Source organism: Rhodococcus sp. NPDC057529 (assembly GCF_042802055.1).
Classification (GTDB): domain Bacteria; phylum Actinomycetota; class Actinomycetes; order Mycobacteriales; family Mycobacteriaceae; genus Rhodococcus_F.
In genome coordinates this window covers 492,669-511,387 of the sequence record NZ_JBHVEY010000004.1, presented here as the reverse complement: position 1 = coordinate 511,387, position 18,719 = coordinate 492,669, and the positions used below count along the sequence as shown (strand labels likewise).

Annotated in this window: 21 protein-coding genes and 1 pseudogene; 6 read left to right on the top strand and 16 right to left on the bottom strand. The window is 66.9% G+C overall.

The window, feature by feature from the left end; genetic code table 11:
- The first annotated feature begins 175 nt into the window (after positions 1–175).
- Both ACFU5V_RS10745 and ACFU5V_RS10740 read left to right on the top strand, forming a co-directional pair.
- A complete protein-coding gene (locus tag ACFU5V_RS10745) occupies positions 176–1,564 on the top strand; it encodes an aromatic amino acid ammonia-lyase (protein ID WP_378699095.1) in 1,389 nt (462 codons plus the stop codon).
- The gene (locus ACFU5V_RS10740; protein WP_378699000.1) at positions 1,557–2,885 is read left to right on the top strand and encodes an MFS transporter; all 1,329 of its coding nucleotides are present in this window, start codon (positions 1,557–1,559) and stop codon (positions 2,883–2,885) included. Before ACFU5V_RS10745 ends, ACFU5V_RS10740 begins: the two co-directional genes overlap by 8 nt.
- Before the next feature lies 1 nt (position 2,886).
- On the opposite strand, the gene ACFU5V_RS10735 is transcribed toward ACFU5V_RS10740, so the two are convergent.
- Positions 2,887–3,495 (bottom strand): hypothetical protein, encoded by a 609-nt coding sequence (locus ACFU5V_RS10735; protein WP_378698998.1) that lies wholly within the window; start codon positions 3,493–3,495, stop codon positions 2,887–2,889.
- Positions 3,496–3,814: 319 nt separating this feature from the next.
- Between ACFU5V_RS10735 and ACFU5V_RS10730 the strand changes: the two genes are divergently transcribed.
- Together ACFU5V_RS10730 and ACFU5V_RS10725 are read left to right on the top strand one after the other, a co-directional pair.
- Positions 3,815–4,063 carry a type II toxin-antitoxin system Phd/YefM family antitoxin gene (locus ACFU5V_RS10730; protein ID WP_378437469.1) on the top strand — a complete coding sequence of 83 codons (249 nt, stop codon included), beginning with the start codon at positions 3,815–3,817 and terminating at the stop codon, positions 4,061–4,063.
- Positions 4,060–4,317, top strand: a complete 258-nt coding sequence (locus ACFU5V_RS10725; protein ID WP_378437467.1) for a Txe/YoeB family addiction module toxin — start codon at positions 4,060–4,062, stop codon at positions 4,315–4,317. Before ACFU5V_RS10730 ends, ACFU5V_RS10725 begins: the two co-directional genes overlap by 4 nt.
- Here the strand turns inward: ACFU5V_RS10725 and ACFU5V_RS10720 are convergent.
- The 8 genes from ACFU5V_RS10720 to ACFU5V_RS10685 all read right to left on the bottom strand — a co-directional run bounded on the left by ACFU5V_RS10720 (position 4,314) and on the right by ACFU5V_RS10685 (position 12,558).
- A complete protein-coding gene (locus ACFU5V_RS10720) occupies positions 4,314–4,913 on the bottom strand; it encodes a hypothetical protein (RefSeq protein ID WP_378698995.1) in 600 nt (199 codons plus the stop codon). The two genes, ACFU5V_RS10725 and ACFU5V_RS10720, sit on opposite strands and share 4 nt — an antisense overlap.
- Positions 4,910–5,572, bottom strand: a complete 663-nt coding sequence (locus ACFU5V_RS10715) for a TetR/AcrR family transcriptional regulator (protein WP_378437463.1) — start codon at positions 5,570–5,572, stop codon at positions 4,910–4,912. Before ACFU5V_RS10715 ends, ACFU5V_RS10720 begins: the two co-directional genes overlap by 4 nt.
- 89 nt (positions 5,573–5,661) lie before the next feature.
- Positions 5,662–6,804, bottom strand: coding sequence for an acyl-CoA dehydrogenase family protein (locus ACFU5V_RS10710; protein WP_378698992.1), 1,143 nt, complete (start codon positions 6,802–6,804; stop codon positions 5,662–5,664).
- 12 nt (positions 6,805–6,816) lie between these two features.
- Positions 6,817–8,010 carry an acyl-CoA dehydrogenase gene (locus ACFU5V_RS10705; RefSeq protein ID WP_378698990.1) on the bottom strand — a complete coding sequence of 398 codons (1,194 nt, stop codon included), beginning with the start codon at positions 8,008–8,010 and terminating at the stop codon, positions 6,817–6,819.
- Positions 8,011–8,021: 11 nt separating this feature from the next.
- Positions 8,022–9,701 (bottom strand): class I adenylate-forming enzyme family protein, encoded by a 1,680-nt coding sequence (locus ACFU5V_RS10700; RefSeq protein ID WP_378699093.1) that lies wholly within the window; start codon positions 9,699–9,701, stop codon positions 8,022–8,024.
- A 22-nt stretch (positions 9,702–9,723) separates the two neighbouring features.
- Positions 9,724–10,458, bottom strand: a complete 735-nt coding sequence (locus ACFU5V_RS10695) for an SDR family NAD(P)-dependent oxidoreductase (RefSeq protein WP_378437454.1) — start codon at positions 10,456–10,458, stop codon at positions 9,724–9,726.
- A 29-nt stretch (positions 10,459–10,487) separates the two neighbouring features.
- Positions 10,488–11,282, bottom strand: a complete 795-nt coding sequence (locus ACFU5V_RS10690; protein WP_276141358.1) for an enoyl-CoA hydratase-related protein — start codon at positions 11,280–11,282, stop codon at positions 10,488–10,490.
- 124 nt (positions 11,283–11,406) lie between these two features.
- Entirely contained in the window at positions 11,407–12,558 is a 1,152-nt protein-coding gene (locus ACFU5V_RS10685) for an acyl-CoA dehydrogenase family protein (RefSeq protein WP_378698988.1), read from the bottom strand.
- Between the two features lie 153 nt (positions 12,559–12,711).
- Here ACFU5V_RS10685 and ACFU5V_RS10680 point away from each other — a divergent pair, with 153 nt between their 5' ends.
- Positions 12,712–13,662, top strand: a complete 951-nt coding sequence (locus ACFU5V_RS10680; protein WP_378698987.1) for a hypothetical protein — start codon at positions 12,712–12,714, stop codon at positions 13,660–13,662.
- A 193-nt stretch (positions 13,663–13,855) separates the two neighbouring features.
- On the opposite strand, the gene ACFU5V_RS10675 is transcribed toward ACFU5V_RS10680, so the two are convergent.
- The 3 genes and pseudogenes from ACFU5V_RS10675 to ACFU5V_RS10665 form a co-directional block, all read right to left on the bottom strand.
- A complete protein-coding gene (locus ACFU5V_RS10675) occupies positions 13,856–14,236 on the bottom strand; it encodes a hypothetical protein (protein WP_378698985.1) in 381 nt (126 codons plus the stop codon).
- An 87-nt stretch (positions 14,237–14,323) separates the two neighbouring features.
- Complete coding sequence (locus tag ACFU5V_RS10670; protein ID WP_206009308.1) at positions 14,324–14,473, bottom strand: hypothetical protein; 150 nt, start codon at positions 14,471–14,473, stop codon at positions 14,324–14,326.
- Positions 14,474–14,664: 191 nt separating this feature from the next.
- A pseudogene (locus ACFU5V_RS10665) lies at positions 14,665–14,759 on the bottom strand (cold-shock protein); the annotation flags it as partial.
- A 274-nt stretch (positions 14,760–15,033) separates the two neighbouring features.
- Between ACFU5V_RS10665 and ACFU5V_RS10660 the strand changes: the two are divergent.
- Positions 15,034–15,645 (top strand): TetR/AcrR family transcriptional regulator, encoded by a 612-nt coding sequence (locus ACFU5V_RS10660; protein WP_378439031.1) that lies wholly within the window; start codon positions 15,034–15,036, stop codon positions 15,643–15,645.
- 21 nt (positions 15,646–15,666) lie between these two features.
- Here ACFU5V_RS10660 and ACFU5V_RS10655 read toward each other — a convergent pair whose 3' ends face one another.
- Genes ACFU5V_RS10655 through ACFU5V_RS10640 form a run of 4 tightly spaced genes read right to left on the bottom strand, consistent with a single transcriptional unit; the run spans position 15,667 to position 18,664 of the window.
- The gene (locus tag ACFU5V_RS10655) at positions 15,667–15,927 is read right to left on the bottom strand and encodes a DUF3263 domain-containing protein (protein ID WP_378698983.1); all 261 of its coding nucleotides are present in this window, start codon (positions 15,925–15,927) and stop codon (positions 15,667–15,669) included.
- Positions 15,928–15,929: 2 nt separating this feature from the next.
- Positions 15,930–17,093, bottom strand: coding sequence for a thiolase family protein (locus tag ACFU5V_RS10650; RefSeq protein WP_378698981.1), 1,164 nt, complete (start codon positions 17,091–17,093; stop codon positions 15,930–15,932).
- A 30-nt stretch (positions 17,094–17,123) separates the two neighbouring features.
- Positions 17,124–17,903: a crotonase/enoyl-CoA hydratase family protein gene (locus tag ACFU5V_RS10645; protein ID WP_378698979.1), complete on the bottom strand. Its 780-nt coding sequence runs from the start codon at positions 17,901–17,903 to the stop codon at positions 17,124–17,126.
- Complete coding sequence (locus tag ACFU5V_RS10640) at positions 17,900–18,664, bottom strand: SDR family NAD(P)-dependent oxidoreductase (RefSeq protein ID WP_378698977.1); 765 nt, start codon at positions 18,662–18,664, stop codon at positions 17,900–17,902. The genes ACFU5V_RS10645 and ACFU5V_RS10640 overlap by 4 nt, the downstream gene beginning before the upstream one ends.
- Positions 18,665–18,719: the final 55 nt, after the last annotated feature.

Here is an 18,719-nt window from a genome sequence, read left to right as displayed (position 1 = left end):
GCGCCGAGGAATGAATCCACAGTGCAATTCCGGGCCCTTCAGCATCTGAGTTGGGCATTCAGCACGAATCATCTCTCCTCGTAGGAGTATCCCCGTGAAAATTCTAGAAGTTTCCAACACTCTGGGCTGCCAGAAAGTCACCGGCGCGGAGATCTTGGAACTCGCGTCAGGGGAGATGCCACTCCCCCCTGTCGACTCCGTCGCTCTCGATCTGGTGTATCAATCCTGGAAGACCGCCGGCCGAGCCGCTCAGCGCCGACAGGTCTACGGCCGCACCACCGGAGTCGGCGCGAACCGAGATACCCAGGTCGAACAGCAGATCGAACAAGACTCGAGACTGCTCCGCAGCCACGCGACCGGAGCGGGCGAGTTCGTACCCCATGGCACTGTGCGCGCCGCGATGCTCGTCCGCCTCAACCAGTTGCTCGCAGGCGGATCCGGAATGCACCCCGCCATTATCGATGCACTGGTGGCATCACTCGACAGCGATGACCTACCTCGCGTACACGCGAGTAGCTCGATCGGCACCGGCGATCTCAGCCAATTCGCCGAGATCGGGCTCGGTCTGATCGGCGAAGCCGCCTTGGAGAGCGGACGAGTCCACACACTGTGGACTCCCAGCGTCGGCGACGCACTGGCGCTCATCTCAACCAACGCCATGGGCATCGCGCGCGGCCTTCTGGCGAACCAACTGTTCGAGCGATGGCTCGACCACTGCCAAGCAACCGCCTGCCTTGCGTTGATTGCGACGCAAGGGTCAGCTGAGCCATTCGCCGACCAGGTCCACCAAGCCCGCCCACAACCCGGCCAGGCAGAGGTGGCGGCAGACGTTCGTCACCTCTTGCGCGGACACCACTGGCACCCGAAACGCGTTCAAGACTCGTACGGATTCCGGGCCCTGCCCCAGGTGCTCGGTTCCGCCCGGAACGCGTTGAACGCGTATTCGACCACGCTGAACATCGAACTCAACTCCGCCGCCGAGAACCCACTCGTCAGCGCCATCGACGACGACGTCTTCCACAACGCCAACTTCCACGCCCTGCCGCTGGCTGCGGCATGTGATCACAGCAAGTTGGCACTCGCCAGTGCGGCACAACTGTCCGGCCGGCGACTTGCGAACCTCACCGAACCGGCAATCACCGACTTACGGCCCTTCCTTGCCGGCGGACCGCCGGGCAGTAGCGGCATCATGTTGCTCGAGTACATCGGCGCCGCAGCCCTCTCGCGACTCAGATCGGCCGCCTTCCCCGCGACACTCGGGACCACCGTGATCTCACGCGGAACCGAAGACCACGCAAGCTTCGGATCACAAGCGACCGACCAACTCCACGACTGCATCTCGGCCGCCAACGAGGTACTGGCGTGCGAGCTCCAAGCCGCCGTACGGGCACTGAGCTTGAGTAAGGTGTCGCTGGATTCGAGCACCCCCCTTGGCTCCTATTTCCTGCGCGCACGCCATCACCTAAACTCCAGCATGGTCGACCGGCCGCTGGGAGACGATCACGCAGCTGCTGTTACGTTCTTGCGGCAGCCCGCCGGCCTGAAAGGCAACACTGATGTCTAACTCTGCAGCGACGGCTGGATTGGGCCAAGAGCCTCTCGCAACCACACCTTTGGATCAGATTCCCTTCAACCGGTTTCATGCCAAGATCACCGCAATGACCTTTGGGGCGAACTTCTCCGACGGTTACGCCCTGGGAATGATCGGCGCTGTCCTGCCGAGCGTCAGCGCAGAACTCGGTCTCACCTCGTTCTGGGAGGGGATGATCGCGAGTTCGGCGCTCATCGGGCTGTTCTTCGGCAGTTTGATCCTGGGGCGCGTCGGAGACATCATCGGTCGCCAGCGCCTGTACGTTCTGAATTTCGCACTCATCGCAGTCGTGTCAGTCCTGCAACTCTGGTCACCAAGCGTCGTAGCTCTCTTCATTCTTCGCGTACTCATCGGATTCGGCCTCGGCGCCGATTACGCAGTGGGCCCGACGCTCATGTCCGAATTCGCGCCACGCAAACAGCGCGGCGCAATGCTTGCCTCGCTCACAGTGGCGTGGACCGTCGGGTACGTCGCCGCGAATGTTCTGGGAACGTACCTCAACTCCGGACCAGATTCATGGCGGTGGCTGCTGGCAAGCGGCACCATTCCGGCCGTAATCGTACTGATCGTTCGCATTGGAACGCCGGAGTCTCCGGGCTGGCTGATCAGCCAGGGCCGGACGGACGAAGCACGGAGCATCGTTCGCCGCTATTTCAACGTCGAACTCGATCCTCAGGACTTCAAGGCGGAGTCGACTTCAGCGCGCTACAGCGAATTGTTCACAGCGGGCAACAGGACGCGCACCTGGTTCGGCGTTCTGTTCTTCAGCGCGCTGGTCCTGCCGTACTTTGCGATTTACACCTTCGTTCCCACCATCCTGTCGGATCTGAAGGTTCAGGATGCCGATCTTCAGTACCTCGTACTCAACTTGTTCCTTCTCGCCGGCGGTATCGCTGGTATTTGGTTTGTCGCCAAGATGCCCCGGCGCTCATTCACTATTTGGTCGTTCTTCATACTCGCAGTGTCGCTGATCGCACTTGGTGCCTCGAGCACGGCATCCGCGATGGTCATGATGATCCCGTTTGTCATTTACACCTTCGTGATGTCCGCCGCCTCCAACATCACCCAGGTCTATCCTCCGGAACTCTTTCCAACACAACTGCGCGCATCCGGTGTCGGGCTACTCAATGGGCTGAGCCGAATAGCATCCGCAATCGGAACATTCGCCCTCCCGCTCAGCCTCACCAGCTGGGGAATTCCGATCACCATGTACTGGCTGGCAGGTGTGCTCCTGCTCGGCATGTTCGGAACACTCCTCTGGGCACCCGAAACCAAGACCGAACACCTCGTTTGAGTCAATGAGGCCAGTCGTCGATCGTCGTGACGATCGACGTGACCGCCGGGGTCCGCGGGGTGGAGCCGAACCCGAATCGGACGGGCGGATCGACCGGCGTCAGCGCGCCGAGGTTCTCGCCGCACCAGGTGGCGGTCATTCCGGCCAGCCGCCGCTGGTCGACGGCGCCGTAGAACTCGTGACGCCCGTTGCCCGCGGTGCCACGGGTGCGCACACCGCGGAGAACGACGCGGGCGATGGGGTCGCTGACCACGCAGAACCACGGCGCGCTCGCGACGGGACGCGGCACCAGATTCAGCAGGTGTCCGAGCGGGGTGCGGGCGCCGACCTCGAACCGCACGTGGAGATCGCCTGCCCGGACCGTCCGGCTGTCGCCGGACCGCGTGTAGTGGACGGGCGTGATCACCATCCGGTCGAAAGTGTACGTCTCGGTGACGAAATCGCGGACGGCGTCCGACGGCGCGAGGAGCACCCGCAGGCCGTCGGCGTATTCGACCATCACGTCGGTGAACTCCCCGAGCGGCGATCGCGACCAGTGGCCGACGACGATGCGGACTCCCGACCCGGTGCCCAGGCCGGTGATCTCACCGTCGAAACGCCATCGGGTCATTCGGTCAGGTGCCGGTACGCGGCGGCGCTCCGATCCGAACCCCGACGGACATCGACTGTCGGTCCGGACGACGACGCTGTCGGTGGTGCACAAGGCGACGAGCCCGGCGGGCGAGGTCGAACCAACCGCCCGCGATCAGCCGGGAGAGGCGCCCACGCTCTTCGACTAGATCACGAGGATTTCGTGTCCACAAATGACGTCGTTCACGCCTTCATTACGTACCAGATCAAGTACGTACATGGTATCCTGGCAGCGTCGGGTATCGCTTGCCCACGGCAGGTGCGGCCCCGCCTGCGATGCGAGGAAAAGAAGGTGACCCATGTCCGCTATTACCGCCACCGACGCCCGGAAAAATCTGTTCGGCTTGGTCAGCCAGGTGAACGAGGACCACACCCCGGTGGAGATCGTGTCGAAGAACGGCAACGCAGTCCTGATCTCGAAGGACGACTACGACTCCATCATGGAGACCGCCTACCTGTTGGCCAGCCCGGCGAACGCTCGCCGGCTGTTCCGCAGCCTGGAGGCGACCCGGCGCGGTGAATACACCGACAGGGAACTGATCGAGTGAAGACCGCCTTCACCGACGACGGCTGGGACGACTACACGTACTGGCTGACCAACGATCGGAAGGTTCTCGCCAAGATCAACGCGCTGATCAAGGACATCAAACGGTCGCCCTACCAGGGGATCGGAAAACCCGAACGGCTCCGCCACATGGAAGACAACGTGTGGTCTCGGCGCATCACCCACGAGCATCGCCTGGTGTACGTGATCGTCGACGACACTGTCGTCGTACAGCAGGCCCGCTACCACTACGACTAGCCGTCGATCGTGGTAACGATCGACGTGACCGCCGGGGTCCGCGGGGTGGAGCCGAACCCGAACCGGACAGGCGGATCGACCGGCGTCAGGGCGCCGAGGTTCTCGCCGCACCAGGTGGCGGACATTCCGGCCAGCCGCCGCTGGTCGACGGCTCCGTAGAACTCGCGACGCCCATTGCCCGCACTGCCACGGGTGCGCACCCCGCGGAGAACGACACGGGCGATCGGGTCGCTGACCGCGCAGACCCACGGCGCGCTCGCGACGGGACGCGGCACCAGATTCAGCAGGCGCCCGAGCGGGGTGCGGGCGCCGACCTCGAACCGCACGTGCAGGTCGCCTGCCCGGACCGTCCGACTGTCGCCGGACCGCGTGTAGTGGACGGGCGTGATCACCATCCGGTCGAAAGTGTACGTCTCGGTGACGAAATCGCGGACGGCGTCCGACGGCGCGAGGAGCACCCGCAGGCCGTCGGCGTATTCGACCATCACGTCGGTGAACTCCCCGAGCGGCGATCGGGACCAGTGGCCGACGACGATGCGGACTCCCGACCCGGTGCCCAGGCCGGTGATCTCACCGTCGAAACGCCATCGGGTCATTCGGTCAGGTGCCGGTACGCGGCGGCGCTCCGATCCGACAGGACGGTGCGGAGAATGAATCGTGTTTGCGCCGTGATGTATTGGTCGACGGTATAGCGGGGCGCGAAATGCCAGTGCTTGAGCGCCCACCCGTGCGCGAGCATCATCATGTCGAACGTCGTCAGGTCGACGTCGAGGTCGCCGGCGATCCCGGAGGCGATCGCGGCTTCGAGGGCGTCGTGGAGCGGTGTGGACGTCGCCACCTCGAGTTCCTTGATCCGCTCACGCCCGTCCTGGTCGAGGGTCCGGCTCTCCCGGTATGTCAGCACGACGGCGTCCAGATTCTCGTCGACGATCTCGACGAACCGCCGGAACCCGGCGGCCAGCCGCTCGATGGGGTCGGTTCCCGCGGCGTCCATCGCGGGCTCGAGCTGATCACGGAAGGCGTCGAGGATGTCGACGATCGTGGCGAGGAGGATCTCCTCCTTGCCGCCGAAGTACTTGTAGATCAGCCCCACGCTCACCTGCGCCTCGTCGGCGAGCGCCTGCATGGACATCTGATGGAACCCGGTCCGCTGCATCACCGTGACAGCGGCGTCGAGCACCTGACGTCGACGCGAGCTGACGCGGACGGCGCGGACCGCCTCGTCGAGTGGAAGGGCGGACGTGTCCTTCGCCATGACAGATGACCTCTCCTTGGTGGCAGAACCTGCGGTGAATGGGTATTCACAGTATCCCGCGCGGGACCGGAACCGCAGTCCGGTCCGTGTCAGATGCCGAGATCCTTCGCGACGATCGTCTTCATGATCTCGGTGGTGCCGCCGTAGATGGTCTGGATCCGCGCGTCCACGAACGCGCGCGCCACCGCGTACTCGCGCATGTAGCCGTACCCGCCGTGGAGTTGCAGGCACCGGTCGGCGACGCGAACCTGCAGTTCGGTGGTCCACCACTTGAGCCGCGCCGCACGGGCCGCGGTCAGGTCTCCGCGGACGTGCTGGCGGATGCAGTCGTCGAGGTAGGTGCGGGCCAGGTCGAGTTCCGTGGCCAGTTCCGCGAGAACGAATTGGGTGTTCTGGAATCCGGCGATCGGACGCCCGAACGCGCTGCGTTCCTTCACGTACGCCAGGGTCTGCTCGAGGACTCCTTCGGCGGCCGCGACGGCGCCGACGGACAGGGACAGCCGCTCCTGCGGCAGGTTGTGGACGAGCTGATAGAAGCCCTGCCCCTCCTCCCCGAGCAGGTTGGCCACCGGAACGCGCATGTCGGTGAACGTCAGCTCGCTGGTGTCCTGCGCGTGCAACCCGATCTTCTCCAGGTTGCGGCCACGGGAGAACCCGGGCGTGTCCGACTCGACGACGAGCAGCGACAGCCCCTTGTGCTTGTCCGGCGACGTGCGCACGGCAACGACGAAGAGTGTGCCGTTCTGGCCGTTGGAGATGAACGTCTTGCTGCCGTTCACCACGTAGTGGTCGCCGTCGCGCACCGCCGTGGTGCGGATGCCGGTGAGGTCGCTGCCGGTGCCCGGCTCGGTCATCGCGATCCCGAGGACGGTCTCGCCGGTCACGGTTCCCGGAAGCCACCGGGCCTTCTGTTCCTCGGTCGTCATGTCCGTCAGGTACGGCAGCACGACGTCGTTCTGCAGGGAGAACGCGATCCCCGCGGCGGCGGCACCCACCCGGTTGACCTCGTCGACGACGATCGCGTTGTAGCGGAAGTCCTCGACGCCGGGACCTCCGTACGCCTCGGGGACCGGGAAGCCGAGCAGCCCCTGCTTACCCGCGTCGGTGAACAGTGCCGGGTCGAGGCAGCTTTCGCTCTCCCACTGCTCGTGCCGCGGGACGATCCGCTCGCGAACGAAGCTGCGGACGCTGTCCCGGAACTGCTGGTGCTCGGATTCGTATTCGATGGTCATGGTGTTCGTCTCCTATCCGCGGAACGCGTTCTCGCCGGTGAAGGCCTGCCCGAGAACCAGCTGATGCATCTCGGGTGTCCCCTCGTAGGTCAGGACCGATTCGAGGTTGACCATGTGCCGGATGACGGGGAACTCCAGGGAGATTCCGTTGCCGCCCAGGATGGTGCGCGCCGTGCGGCAGATCTCGATGGCCTCACGCGTGTTGTTGAGTTTGCCGAAGCTGACCTGGTCCGGTCGCAGGCCGGCCGTGTCCTTCAGCCTGCCGAGGTGCAGCGACAGCAGCTGCCCCTTGTGCAGTTCCACCGCCATGTCGGCCAGCTTGGCCTGCGTGAGCTGGAATCCGCCGATGGGCCGTCCGAACTGGGCGCGGTCCTTCGAGTACTGCAGGGCGGCCTCCCACGCGGACCGCGCCGCGCCCATCGCTCCCCACACGATGCCGTAGCGCGCCTCGGACAGGCTGCTGAGCGGGGCGCGCACCCCGCGGGCGCCGGGGAGCATCGCCGATTCGGGCAGTCGCACGTCATCCAGCACCAGTTCGCTGGTGACCGAGGCGCGCAACGACATCTTGTGCTTGATAAGGGGCGCGCTGAAACCCGGGGTGTCGGTCGGAACGATGAATCCGCGGATCCCGTCGTCGGTGGCCGCCCACACCACCGCGACGTCGGCGATGCTGCCGTTGGTGATCCACATCTTGCGGCCGTTCAGGATCCAGTCCGAGCCGTCCCGCTTGGCGCGGGTCGACATCGACGCCGGGTCGGAGCCCGCGTCCGGTTCGGTGAGACCGAAGCAGCCGATGATCTCGCCCGCCGCCATGCCGGGTAGCCATTGATTCTTCTGCTCTTCGGAGCCGTTGTTCCAGATCGAGAACATGGCCAGGGAGCCCTGCACCGACACGAGGGAGCGGATGCCGGAGTCGCAGGCCTCGAGTTCGAGGCAGGCGAGGCCGTAGTGGACGGCCGAGGATCCGCCGCATCCGTAGCCCTCGAGGTGCATGCCGAGGACGCCGAGTTTCCCGAATTCCTTCGCCAGTTCGCGGGCTCCCGGCAGTTCGCCGGCCTCGAACCAGTCGGCGATGTGCGGGGTGACGTGTTCGGCGCAGAATTTCCGGACGGTGTCGCGCACGGCGAGTTCGTCGTCCGAGTACAGCGAGTCGATGTCGAGAGGGTCGACGGCGCTGAAAGGCCGCGCTGGTGAGTGGGTGGTCATGACGGTGTCCTTTACGAGCCGATGGTCTGGGATCCGCGGGTGCCCGGGGTGACGAATGCCCCGCTCTCGAACTCCCTGCGGGCGGTGTCGGTTGCCTTGTAGTGCAGCTTCTTTCCCGTCGCCGACACGGGGAGCGACTCGACGAAGCGGTAGGCACGGGGGCGTTTGAACTGCGACAGCATCGGGTGTCTGCGGCAGAAGTCGTCCAGTTCGTCGGCGGACGGGACCGGCGCGGTGGCGACGACGTAGGCGACGACGACCTGTCCCCACTTGTCGTCCGGAACACCGACGACGAGCGAATCCGTCACCGACGCGTGCTCGTTCAGCGCTTCCTCGATCTGCACCGGGTGGACGTTCTCGCCGCCGGACAGGAGCATGTCGTCCTTGCGTCCGACGATCGTCACGAACTCCTTCTCGTCCCAGGTGGCGAGGTCGCCGATGTGCAGCCAGCCGTTCCGGAACTTCCGCTTCTCCTGCTCCGGGGCATCGAAATAGGCGTTGGCGCCCTTCGGGGAGCGGACGATGACCTCGCCGATCTCCGTTCCGTCCCTGGCGACCGTCTCGTAGGCGTCGGCAAGGCGGTCGTCGAACAACTTGACCACGGCGACGTCGTCGTCGATGCAGGCCCGCCCCGCGGTCCCGGCCATGTCCGGCAGATCCGTGGGACGCAGGAAGGTGTTCCAGAAACCTTCGGTGCTGCCGTAGCCGTTGAAGATTCGCGGGTTCAGCACCTTCTGGTAGTGCAGTGCCGCCTCCCGCTCGAGGGGCGCACCCATCGTGACGATGCCCTTCAGGGTAGACAGGTCGCGGGGCTTCTCCTCCTGCGCACGCGCGAGCATCGCCAGGTTGGTCGGGGCGCCGATCAGGAACGTCAGCCCGTACTCCTCGACGTGGTCGAGCGTGAGATCGGCGTCGAAGCTGCGCAGCGCCACCAGCGACGCGCCGAGATAGAACGTGGGATTCGGACCGGCGCAGTACAGCCCACCGCGGTGGAACCACGGCGTCATGTTCAGCGTCTTGTCTTCCGCCGTCAGCGGGAAGTGCATGATCACGTCGTGGGCGCTGAAGATCTCGATCATGCTGTTGAGCGGGACGCCCTTCGGCATGCCGGTCGTTCCCGACGTGAACAGCCGGGTGGTCTCGTCCCACACCGTGCGAGTCACGTCCGGCGGCGACGCCGACTCGGCGACGAGGTCGTCGAACCGGATCACCTCGAATCCGTTCCCCGGCAGGGGCTCTCCCGGACCGACGGCGACGACGAGCGTGGGCTTGTGCGTGGAGCGCGCCAGCGCGTCCCGCACCATCTCGCCGATCTCGGTGTCGTAGACGAACACCGTGGGACGGTTCGCGTCGAGGATGAACGCCGTCTCGCCGGACGCGAGGCGGAAGTTCATCGGCGATCCGACTGCCCCGCAGGCCTGCCCGGCCAGGTACAGCTGTGCGAACTCGGGGCCGTTGAACAACTGGTAGGCCACGACCTCGCCGGGACCCACACCGGCGCGGGCGAGGCCGGTGGCGAGCCGGTCGACCCGGTCGCCGAGTTCGGCGTACGTCCAGCTCTCGCCGGTCGACGGGGACTGCATCGCGAGTCGATCGGCGTACCGGTGCGTGTTGCGCCGGAAGCCGTTCAGATAGGTGAAGTCGTGCTCGAAGTACTGACGATAGGCGTGGGCATCGTATGTGTACATGATGAGTCCTCCGTCCCGGTGCCGGTCAGCCGGCCATGGTGAGGCCACCGCTGACGCTGATCACCTGGCCGGTGATGAACGATGCGGATTCGGACGCGAGGAACACGACCGGCGCCGCAACCTCGTCCGGGCGCGCGAGCCTGCGGAACGGAATGGCCTTGACCAGAGCCTCTTTCAGCTTCTCCGCCTGCGCCTGGAACAGCGGCGTGTCGGTCGGGCCGGGGCACACGCAGTTGACGTTGATCCCGTGCCGGGCCATCTCCCGCGCCAGCGACTTCGACAGGGCGATCACACCGCCCTTCGCGCCCGCGTAGATGCTCTCCCCCGCACTGCCGACGCGGCCGGCATCGCTGGCGAGGTTGACGACCCGGCCACCGTTACCCGCATCCACCATGCCGGGGAGGAAGGCACTGCACATGTGCACGGGCCCGAGGTAGTTGATGGCGACGACCTTCTCGGCGAATTCGGTGGTGGCGTTGAGGAACTGGTCGGTGCGGTCCCATCCCGCCGCGTTGACGAGGATGTTCGCGACCCCCACCTCGGCCGCCACCCGGTCCCGCAGGGCGTCGACCTGCGTCCGGTCGGCGACGTCGACGGTCATCGGAAAAAGCAGGTCGGGCCGTTCCGCCGCGGTCTTCTCCGCGGCCTGAAGGTCGAGGTCGGCGACGACCACCCGGTCGCCCTGCTCGGCGAGCGCGAGCGCGATGGCGCGGCCGATGCCGGATCCCGCGCCGGTGACCACTGCGATGTTGTTGCTCATGGTGTTTCCCCTTCCCGTGGGTGTCGGACTCAGGCGTTCACGTACTTGGCGAACTCGGGCTTGCGCTTCTCCGCGAACGCCGTCGCCCCCTCGAGGCCCTCGGGTGAATGCGTGAACAGATCGAGCGCAGACATCGCGAGGTTGCTCAGGCCGGCCTGGTGGTCGGTGTCGGCGTTGAACGACTGCTTCAGGAAGCGCAGGGTGGTGGGGCTCTTCTCGGCGATCTCCGCGGCGACGGCCTTCGCTTCGTCGAGCAACCGGTCCGCGGGAACGACCCAGTTGACCAGGCCCCAGCGTTCGGCGGTGACGGCGTCGTACTGACGGCAGAGGTACCAGATCTCGCGGGCCCGCTTTTCACCGACGACTCGCGCCAGGAATGCCGATCCGAAGCCGGCGTCGAACGAGCCCACACGCGGTCCCGCCTGGCCGAACTTCGCGGTCTCGGACGCGATGGTGAGGTCGCAGAGAACGTGGAGCACGTGGCCGCCGCCGACGGCGATGCCGTTGACCGCCGCGATGACGGGCTTGGGGACGTCGCGGATGAGTTTGTGCAGGTTGCCGATCTCGAACATGCCGCTCTCGGTGGGGCCGTAGTCGCCGGTCTCCGCCCGCTGTTTGACGTCGCCGCCCGTGCAGAACGCCTTCTCCCCCGCACCGGTGAGGATGATCGCCTGCACCGTGTCGTCGGCCCATGCCGAGCGGAACGCCTTGATCAGTTCCTCGACGGTCTTGCCGCGAAATGCGTTGTAGCGCGCGGGGCGGTTGATCGTGACGACCGCCGCCGGGCCGTCGACCTCGTAGGTGATGTCTTCGTAGTCGGTCACGGTGATTCCTTTCCGGGAAGCCGGTTATGAGAGTTGGTTCAACAATCGTGAACTTGTATTCGGTGAGAATGAACGTACATTCACTACGCGGAGTGTGTCAAGGGTCACGCAGCCCCAGCGACCGCTAGAGGAAGGCGCTGATCCCGGTCTCCGCCCGCCCGATCAGCAACTTCTGGATCTGGCTCGTGCCCTCGTACAGGGTCATCACCCGCGCGTCGCGCATGTACTTGGCGACGGGGTACTCGTCGACGTAGCCGTACCCTCCGAACAGCTGGATCGCGTTGTTGGCGGCACGAACCGCGGCCTCACTGCAGAAGTACTTCGCCTTCGACGCGGCCGTCCCGAACGGCTCCCCACGCTCGATCAGGTCGGCCGCCCGCCAGGTGAGCAGCCTCCCGGCGTCGGCGTCGACGGACATGTCGGCGATCAGGTCCTGCACGAGTTGAAACGACGCGAGGGGGCGGTCGAACTGGGTGCGCTCGCGGGCGTAGTCGACGGCCGCCTCGAGGCAGCCCTGGATGATCCCCACACATCCGGCGCCCACCGAGACGCGGCCCTTGTCCAGCGAGTGCATCGCGATGGAGAAGCCCTGCCCCTCCGATCCGAGGAGGCAACTCGCAGGCACCCGCACGTCGGTGAAGGACAACTCGGCGGTCGCCTGCCCGCGGAGTCCGAGCTTCCCGTGGATCTCGCGGGATTCGAAGCCGGGGGTATCCGTCGGGACCAGGAAGGCCGAAACACCCTTGGGCCCCGGACCTCCGGTACGCGCGAACACCAGGCACACCTTGGCCCACGTGCCGTTGGTGATGAAGATCTTGGACCCGTTGATGACGTACTCGTCGCCGCTACGCACCGCCCTGGTCTTCAGATTTCCGGGGTCGGAGCCGTTGTCGGGCTCGGTGAGCCCGAAACAGGCGAGCGCCTCACCGGACGCGATGCGGGGCAGCCATTCGTGCTTCTGCTCCTCGGTGCCGTGCGAGAGAATCACCTTCCCCACCAGTCCCATCGACACCGACACGATGCCCCGGACCGCGGAATCCGCCCGGCCGAGTTCCTCCATCCCGAGGCAGTACGTGATGTAGTCGCCGCCCAGCCCGCCGTACTCCTCCGGAATGGTCATGCCGAAGAAGCCGATGTCGGCGAGTTTCCCGACGATCGCGGTGTCCACCGATTCGGCGCGGTCCCATTCGGCGCGGTGCGGGACGACCTCCTTGTTCAGGAAGTCGCGGGCCAGCTGCCGGAATTCCTTCTGCTCCTCGGTCAGTGTCAGGTCCATGGAATGCTCCTCGATGCCGTGGTGAATGCACGATCATTAGATTTGAGCGACTGCTCACAGCAAATGAAGCATTATTCATTTTGGTGAGGGCGTCAACCCTCGGCGGGCACGAAGTGCTGGCCCGGTGCCGCGTCGCCTGGGTAGGCTCGGGACATGCCGGTCACCTGGTCGGACGACGTCGACGAGGTCATCCGCGACGACCTCACCAGCGGGTTCGCGTACGTCACGCCCGCGGGAGGAGCTGTGGTGGCCGCGGTGGCACCCTTCGGGTTGCGTGACCGCGAGCGGGGCACCGTCGGATTCACCACCTCGCTGGGCTTCGGCCGCAAGCTCGAGCGCATCACGGCGGAACCGCGGGTGGCGCTCGCCTTCCACGCGCGTGAGCACGGAATCGGCGACGGCACCAACCGGCGCTACGTGCTCGTACAGGGCGACGCGACGTTCGATCCCAGCCCCGACCGGGACGTCCTCGACGCCCTCGGCGAGCGCTCGGCCCCCTATGTGGGCGCGCCGCGGCGTGGCCGATTCTGGGACCGCTGGCTCAGCGCGTACTACACCGACCGGGTGCTGGTGACGGTCGTGGTGACGCGGGTGACCGCCTGGCCCGACCTGCGCACGACCGGCGAGCCCGAGGTCTACGGCGCACCGCTCCCTGAAACCGACGCGGCGCCACAGGCGCCGCCGAAGAAGGGCACCGGGCCACGGGTGGATGCGGTGAAGACCGGTGAGCGCGCCCGGAAGCTGCCGCACGTGCTGCTCGCTTACCGAGAGGCGGACGGCTATCCGACCGTCGTGCCGGTCGACGTGAACTCGGCGAGCCACGAGGGCGTGCGTATGAGGGTCCCTGCCGGGGTGCCGCAGGGCGGCCGCCGCGCCGGCCTGCTCGCCCACGCGTACCGGCCCCAGCTCGTCGGCCTCGAGTCGCGTCAGAACACCGGCTGGATCGAGGTCACCGGCATCGAGGCGGTGTACGCACCGCACACGCAGGGCGGATTCACTGCGCCGCCGAACAAGACGATCATGCTCCTGGCCAACGGATTCATGGCCCGCCGCGGCCTCGCGAAGGCCCGGAAGGAAGGCCGCACCCAGGCCCTGGGCCGATGAGCCGGGTGACGCCGCCGTTCACGGGGAGAATCTGCTCCGTTCACCCACCGCGCCGGACCGGCGAGGAACGACACGACTTGATCGCGCTACCTCCCCGGCACCCGCCGCACGGCCTGCCAGCCGACGACGACGAAGGTTCCTCGAATATTGTTTCCGCGCATCGACGGACACGCGGTCGCGTCCCTGGCACCTGCTACTGGCGGTAGATCTCCACGTGGGCGTCGGTGACTACGCCCGCATCCAAGGAAGGGGCACCCCAATTCGTGCTACAAGAACCAGTGGCCTGACCGGTCGTCGCGAATGAGCGACTGGACTGGCTGAATGGCCCGATCGCATAGAACGGAAAGGCGTTGGGGATGCCGTGGAGGCCCCAACAGTCGACGATCAGCGCGTACTCCCTGCCAGGGGGCGCATCGGTGTCATGGCAGGTCGCCGTCGCGCTGAAGGCATCCCGCTGAATGACGCAGTCCTGGAGCGCCGCCTGGGCGGTGCCGGAGCCGATGATCGCTGCGAAGGCCAGCCCCGATACGGCGGCGGTCGTGATGCGTGTCGCAGCGATAGTTGCGCTTCTCATTGAGATCCTTTCAGTAGCAGTATGTCTGGCGTCGAGTGGCCAGGCCCGGATGGACATCCTCTGGCAGGTACCGCAGGCCCGGCCGGTTCAGATGACGATCGGTGCACCGGTGACGAGGTCCCAGAGCCCCAGGCCCAGGAACAGCACCGCACCCACTGCCGACTGAACCGGATTTCCGTTCAGAAAACCCTCGGCACCCCAGGCAACCAAATCAGTGAAGACCTCAGACGAACCCATCGTTCCCGCTCCCTATTGTCGGTATAACCTGACACCTTGATCGTTTATACCGACCGGTCTGTTACAGACGTCGAATTCTCAGGCTCGCCGATTGGGCCGACCCACTCGGCGGCGCGATGCCTCGAGCGGATCCGCATTCGCTATCGAATGAGGACCGCACCCACCGGATGGGCGGGCCCGCTGACTAGTTGGACAGGCCGCACATTCGTCGCCTGCGGGCCCTTCTGCCCCTGCCCACCTCGAACTCCACCCGCTGATTCTCGTCGAGCGACTTGAATCCATTGCCACGTCACAATGCCCTGCGCCATGCCGATACTCCCTGCAACCTCGAGCCGGGCACTCACATCGAATTCCCGATTTCGATACCGATGATCCCGCCATCCGCCTACCGGCCACCGAGTGGCCACCGCCGACGAGATTTGGCGAAGCGCCTCGAGACCCCACGGTTCACCGCCGCCGGGCCGGTCACGGTATTCTCATCTGAACCGAACCTTCGGTCGGCTCCTGTGGACGACGGCGCACCGATGCGGTGGAGTTCTGCACCTGGAAGGATTGCGCGCATGACTACGGCACGCCCCGCACGGAAGACCGGTTCGCCCGGACGGCCCGGCTACGACCTCGACTCGCTGCTCGCTGTCGCGGTCAAGGTGTTCAACGACAAGGGCTACGACGGCACCAGCATGGAGGTGCTGGCCCAGCGCCTGGGAATCACGAAGTCGTCGATCTATCACCACGTGTCCGGGAAATCGGAGCTCCTCGAACTGGCGCTGTCGCGCGCACTCAACGCTCTCTTCGCGGTCACCACCGAGGAGAAGGCGACGAGCGGCCGGTACATCGACCGCCTCGAGTACCTCGTCCGCCGCAGTGTCGAGGTCCTCGCCGCCGAACTCCCGTACGTCACGCTCCTGCTGCGCGTCCGGGGCAACACCGCGGTGGAACGTCGCGCGCTCGCCCGCCGCCGCGAGTTCGACGCGTTCGTCAGCGACCTCGTGGTCGCGGCGGCGGAAGAGGGCGACCTGCGGCCCGGAATCGATCCCGCACTCACCAGCCGGCTCGTGTTCGGCACGGTCAACTCGCTGATCGAGTGGTACCGCCCCCGCACCGGCGGGACGGTCTCCGACCTCGCCGATGCCGTCGTCGAGCTGACGTTCGACGGGTTGCGCCGCGCCTGAGCGAGACGTCGCGGGTGCCCCCTACAACGAGACGGTGGGCCTCGATCGATTCGCCCACCGTCGTGCCCGCTCGGACAGTTGGTCGCGCAACCGCGCTCGGACTTCGGCGGGCACTTCTCGTGCGGCGACACTCTCCAGGATCTTCGACAGTCTCCGGTCGAATCGGGGTGTCGTCATACCGAACCCGATCCAGATCTCGTCGGGAGGTGGACCACCGTAGGGCAGCCACCGGCACGCGAACTCGAGGATGGCTGCGTCCACCCTCTCCAACCCGCTCGCCACGGTCAGACCGTGACGGCGAGGTTTTCGAAGATGGTGGCATTGGCCATGCCGCCGCCTTCGCACATCGTCTGCAGTCCGTAGCGGACGCCCTCGGCGCGCAGGTGATGCACGAGGGTGGTGGCGAGCCGGGCCCCGGATCCGCCGAGCGGATGCCCGAGGGCGATCGCTCCGCCGAGCGCGTTGACCCGTTCCTCCGGTGCCCCGGTCGCCCGCAGCCAGGCGCCGACGACGCTGGCGAAGGCCTCGTTGACCTCGAAGGCTCCGATGTCGTCGAGGGCCAGGCCTGCGCGTTCGAGCACCCGAGCGGTGGCGGGGACGGGTCCGGCCAGCATCGCGACCGGGTCGTCGCCGACGACGGTGGCGGTGTGTACCCGTGCCAGCGGGGTCAGTCCGAGGTCGCGGGCGCGGTCGCCGGACATCACCAGCAGTGCTGCGGCGCCGTCGGAGATCTGTGAGGCGTTGCCCGCGGTGATGCGGCCGTCCTCGCCGAACGCCGGCTCCAGCTGGGCGAGCTTCTCGAGGGTCGTGGTTCGGCGGATCCCCTCGTCGGCGTCGAGTTTCGTGCCGTCCGGCAGGGTCACCGGCACGATCTCGCCGGCGAATCGGCCTTCGTCGACCGCGGCGGCGGCGCGCTGATGTGAGCGCAGGCTGTATTCGTCGAGCCAGCCGCGGCTCAGTTCGTACCGGTCGGCGAGGATCTCGGCGCCGCGGCCCTGGTTGAACTCGATGCCGTCGTAGCGTTTCCGAATCGCGTCGCTGTTCGGGTCACCGAGGCCGACTCGCCTCGCCGATCCCATCGGGATGCGGGTCATCGACTCGACGCCGCCCGCGACGACGATGTCGTACTGACCGGCGATCACTCCCGCCGCGGCGAAATGCAGTGCCTGCTGGCTCGATCCGCACTGCCGCTCGATCGTGGTGCCGGGAACCGACTCGGGCCATCCGGCCGCCAGCACCGCGTTGCGTGCGATGTTGCCGGCCTGCTCACCGACCTGTCCGACGCATCCCCACACGACGTCGTCGACCGACGCGGCGTCGACGCCGGCCCGGTCGAGCAGCGCGGTCAGCACGGCCCCGGACAGGTCGACGGGGTGGACCTCTGCCAGGCCGCCCTTGCGGCGGCCGATGGGGCTCCGTACCGCTTCGACGATGACTGCATCACGCATGGTGTGTTCCTGTTCTCTCGTTCTCGGTGATCACGTCGCGGTCCAGACCGGGGCGCGGCGTTCGGTGAAGGCGGCGGCGCCCTCGCGGGCGTCGTTGGAGTCGAAGACCGGCATCACGATCTGCCGGGTCCGCTCGAACATCTCCGCGTGCGGCCAGCCGGGAGACTCGTCGACGACCCGCTTGCTGGCCCGGACTGCGAGCGGCCCGTTGCCGGCGATCTCCGCGGCCAGTTCGAGCGCCGCCGCCAACACCTCGCCCTCGGGGGCCAGCCGGTTGACCAGTCCCAGCGGGTGGAGCTGCGCGGCGGTCATGGTCTTGCCGGTGAGCACCATCTCCAGCGCCACCGTTCGCGGCAGCCGTGCGGGCAGCCGGGTCAACCCGCCCGCGGCGGCGACCAGGCCGCGACGGACCTCGGGCAGGCCGAACGTCGAGGTCGGCGCGGCCACGACGAGATCCGCCGCCAGGACGATCTCGAAACCGCCCGCCAGCGCGGGACCGTCGACGGCGGCGATCAGGGGCTTGGCAGGCGGCGCCTCCACCAGCCCGGCGAATCCGCGGCCCTCGACGCGTGGGCTCTCACCCCGCAGGAAGGCCTTGAGATCCATTCCTGCGCAGAAGTATCCGCCGGCTCCGGTGAGCACACCCACCCTCAGCTGCGGATCGAAGTCCAGCAGTTGAACCGCCTCGGCGACGGCTTCCGCGACCGCACGGTCCACCGCGTTGCGGGCCTGCGGCCGGTTCAGCGTGATGACCAGCACCGGCCCCGCCCGTTCCGTCAGCACGACCGGTGCGGACGGCTCCGCGGTCACCTCGGTGCCATCCGGATCGCACCGTCGAGGCGGATCGTCTCACCGTTGAGCATGCCGTTCTCGATGATGTGCTCGGCCAGCGCGGCGAACTCGGACGGCTCGCCGAGCCGCTGCGGATGCGGAACCGACGCCGCCAGCGCGTCCCGGATGTCGTCGCGTGCATTGAGTAGGAGGGGCGTCGCGAACACGCCGGGGGCGATGGTGCACACCCGGATCCCGACGCCGGCGAGGTCGCGGGCGGCGGGCAGTGTCATCCCCACGATGCCCGCCTTGGACGTCGCGTAGTTGATCTGCCCGATCTGGCCTTCGTACGCGGCGACGGACGCGGTGAGGACACACACTCCGCGGTCGCCTCCGAGCAACTCGTTCGCGGCCATCGCCTCGGCCGCGAACCGCAGCACGTTGAACGTCCCGATCACGTTGAGCCGGATCACCGATTCGAAAGGCTCGAGGTCGGCGGCCTTGCGGTCCTTGGTGAGCACGCGCATCGGCCGCCCGCGGCCTGCGCAGTGCACGACGGCCCGCACCGGGCCGCGCTCGGCAGCGGCGGCGAAGGCCGCGGCCACCGCGTCGCCGTCGGTCACGTCGGTCGGCACGAACCGCGCCGCGGGCCCGAGCGCCGCGGCCTGCTCCGCCCCCGGCGAACCGGGGAGGTCGAGCAGGGTGACGGTGGCGCCGGACTCGACCAGCCGGGTGGCGGTGGCGAGTCCGAGTCCGGAGGCACCGCCCGTGACGACGGCGTTGATGTCCTTGATCTGCATGGATGAACCTTCGATGTGGCCGGGCCCCAGCGGCGCCCGGAATGGTGTGGAGTGC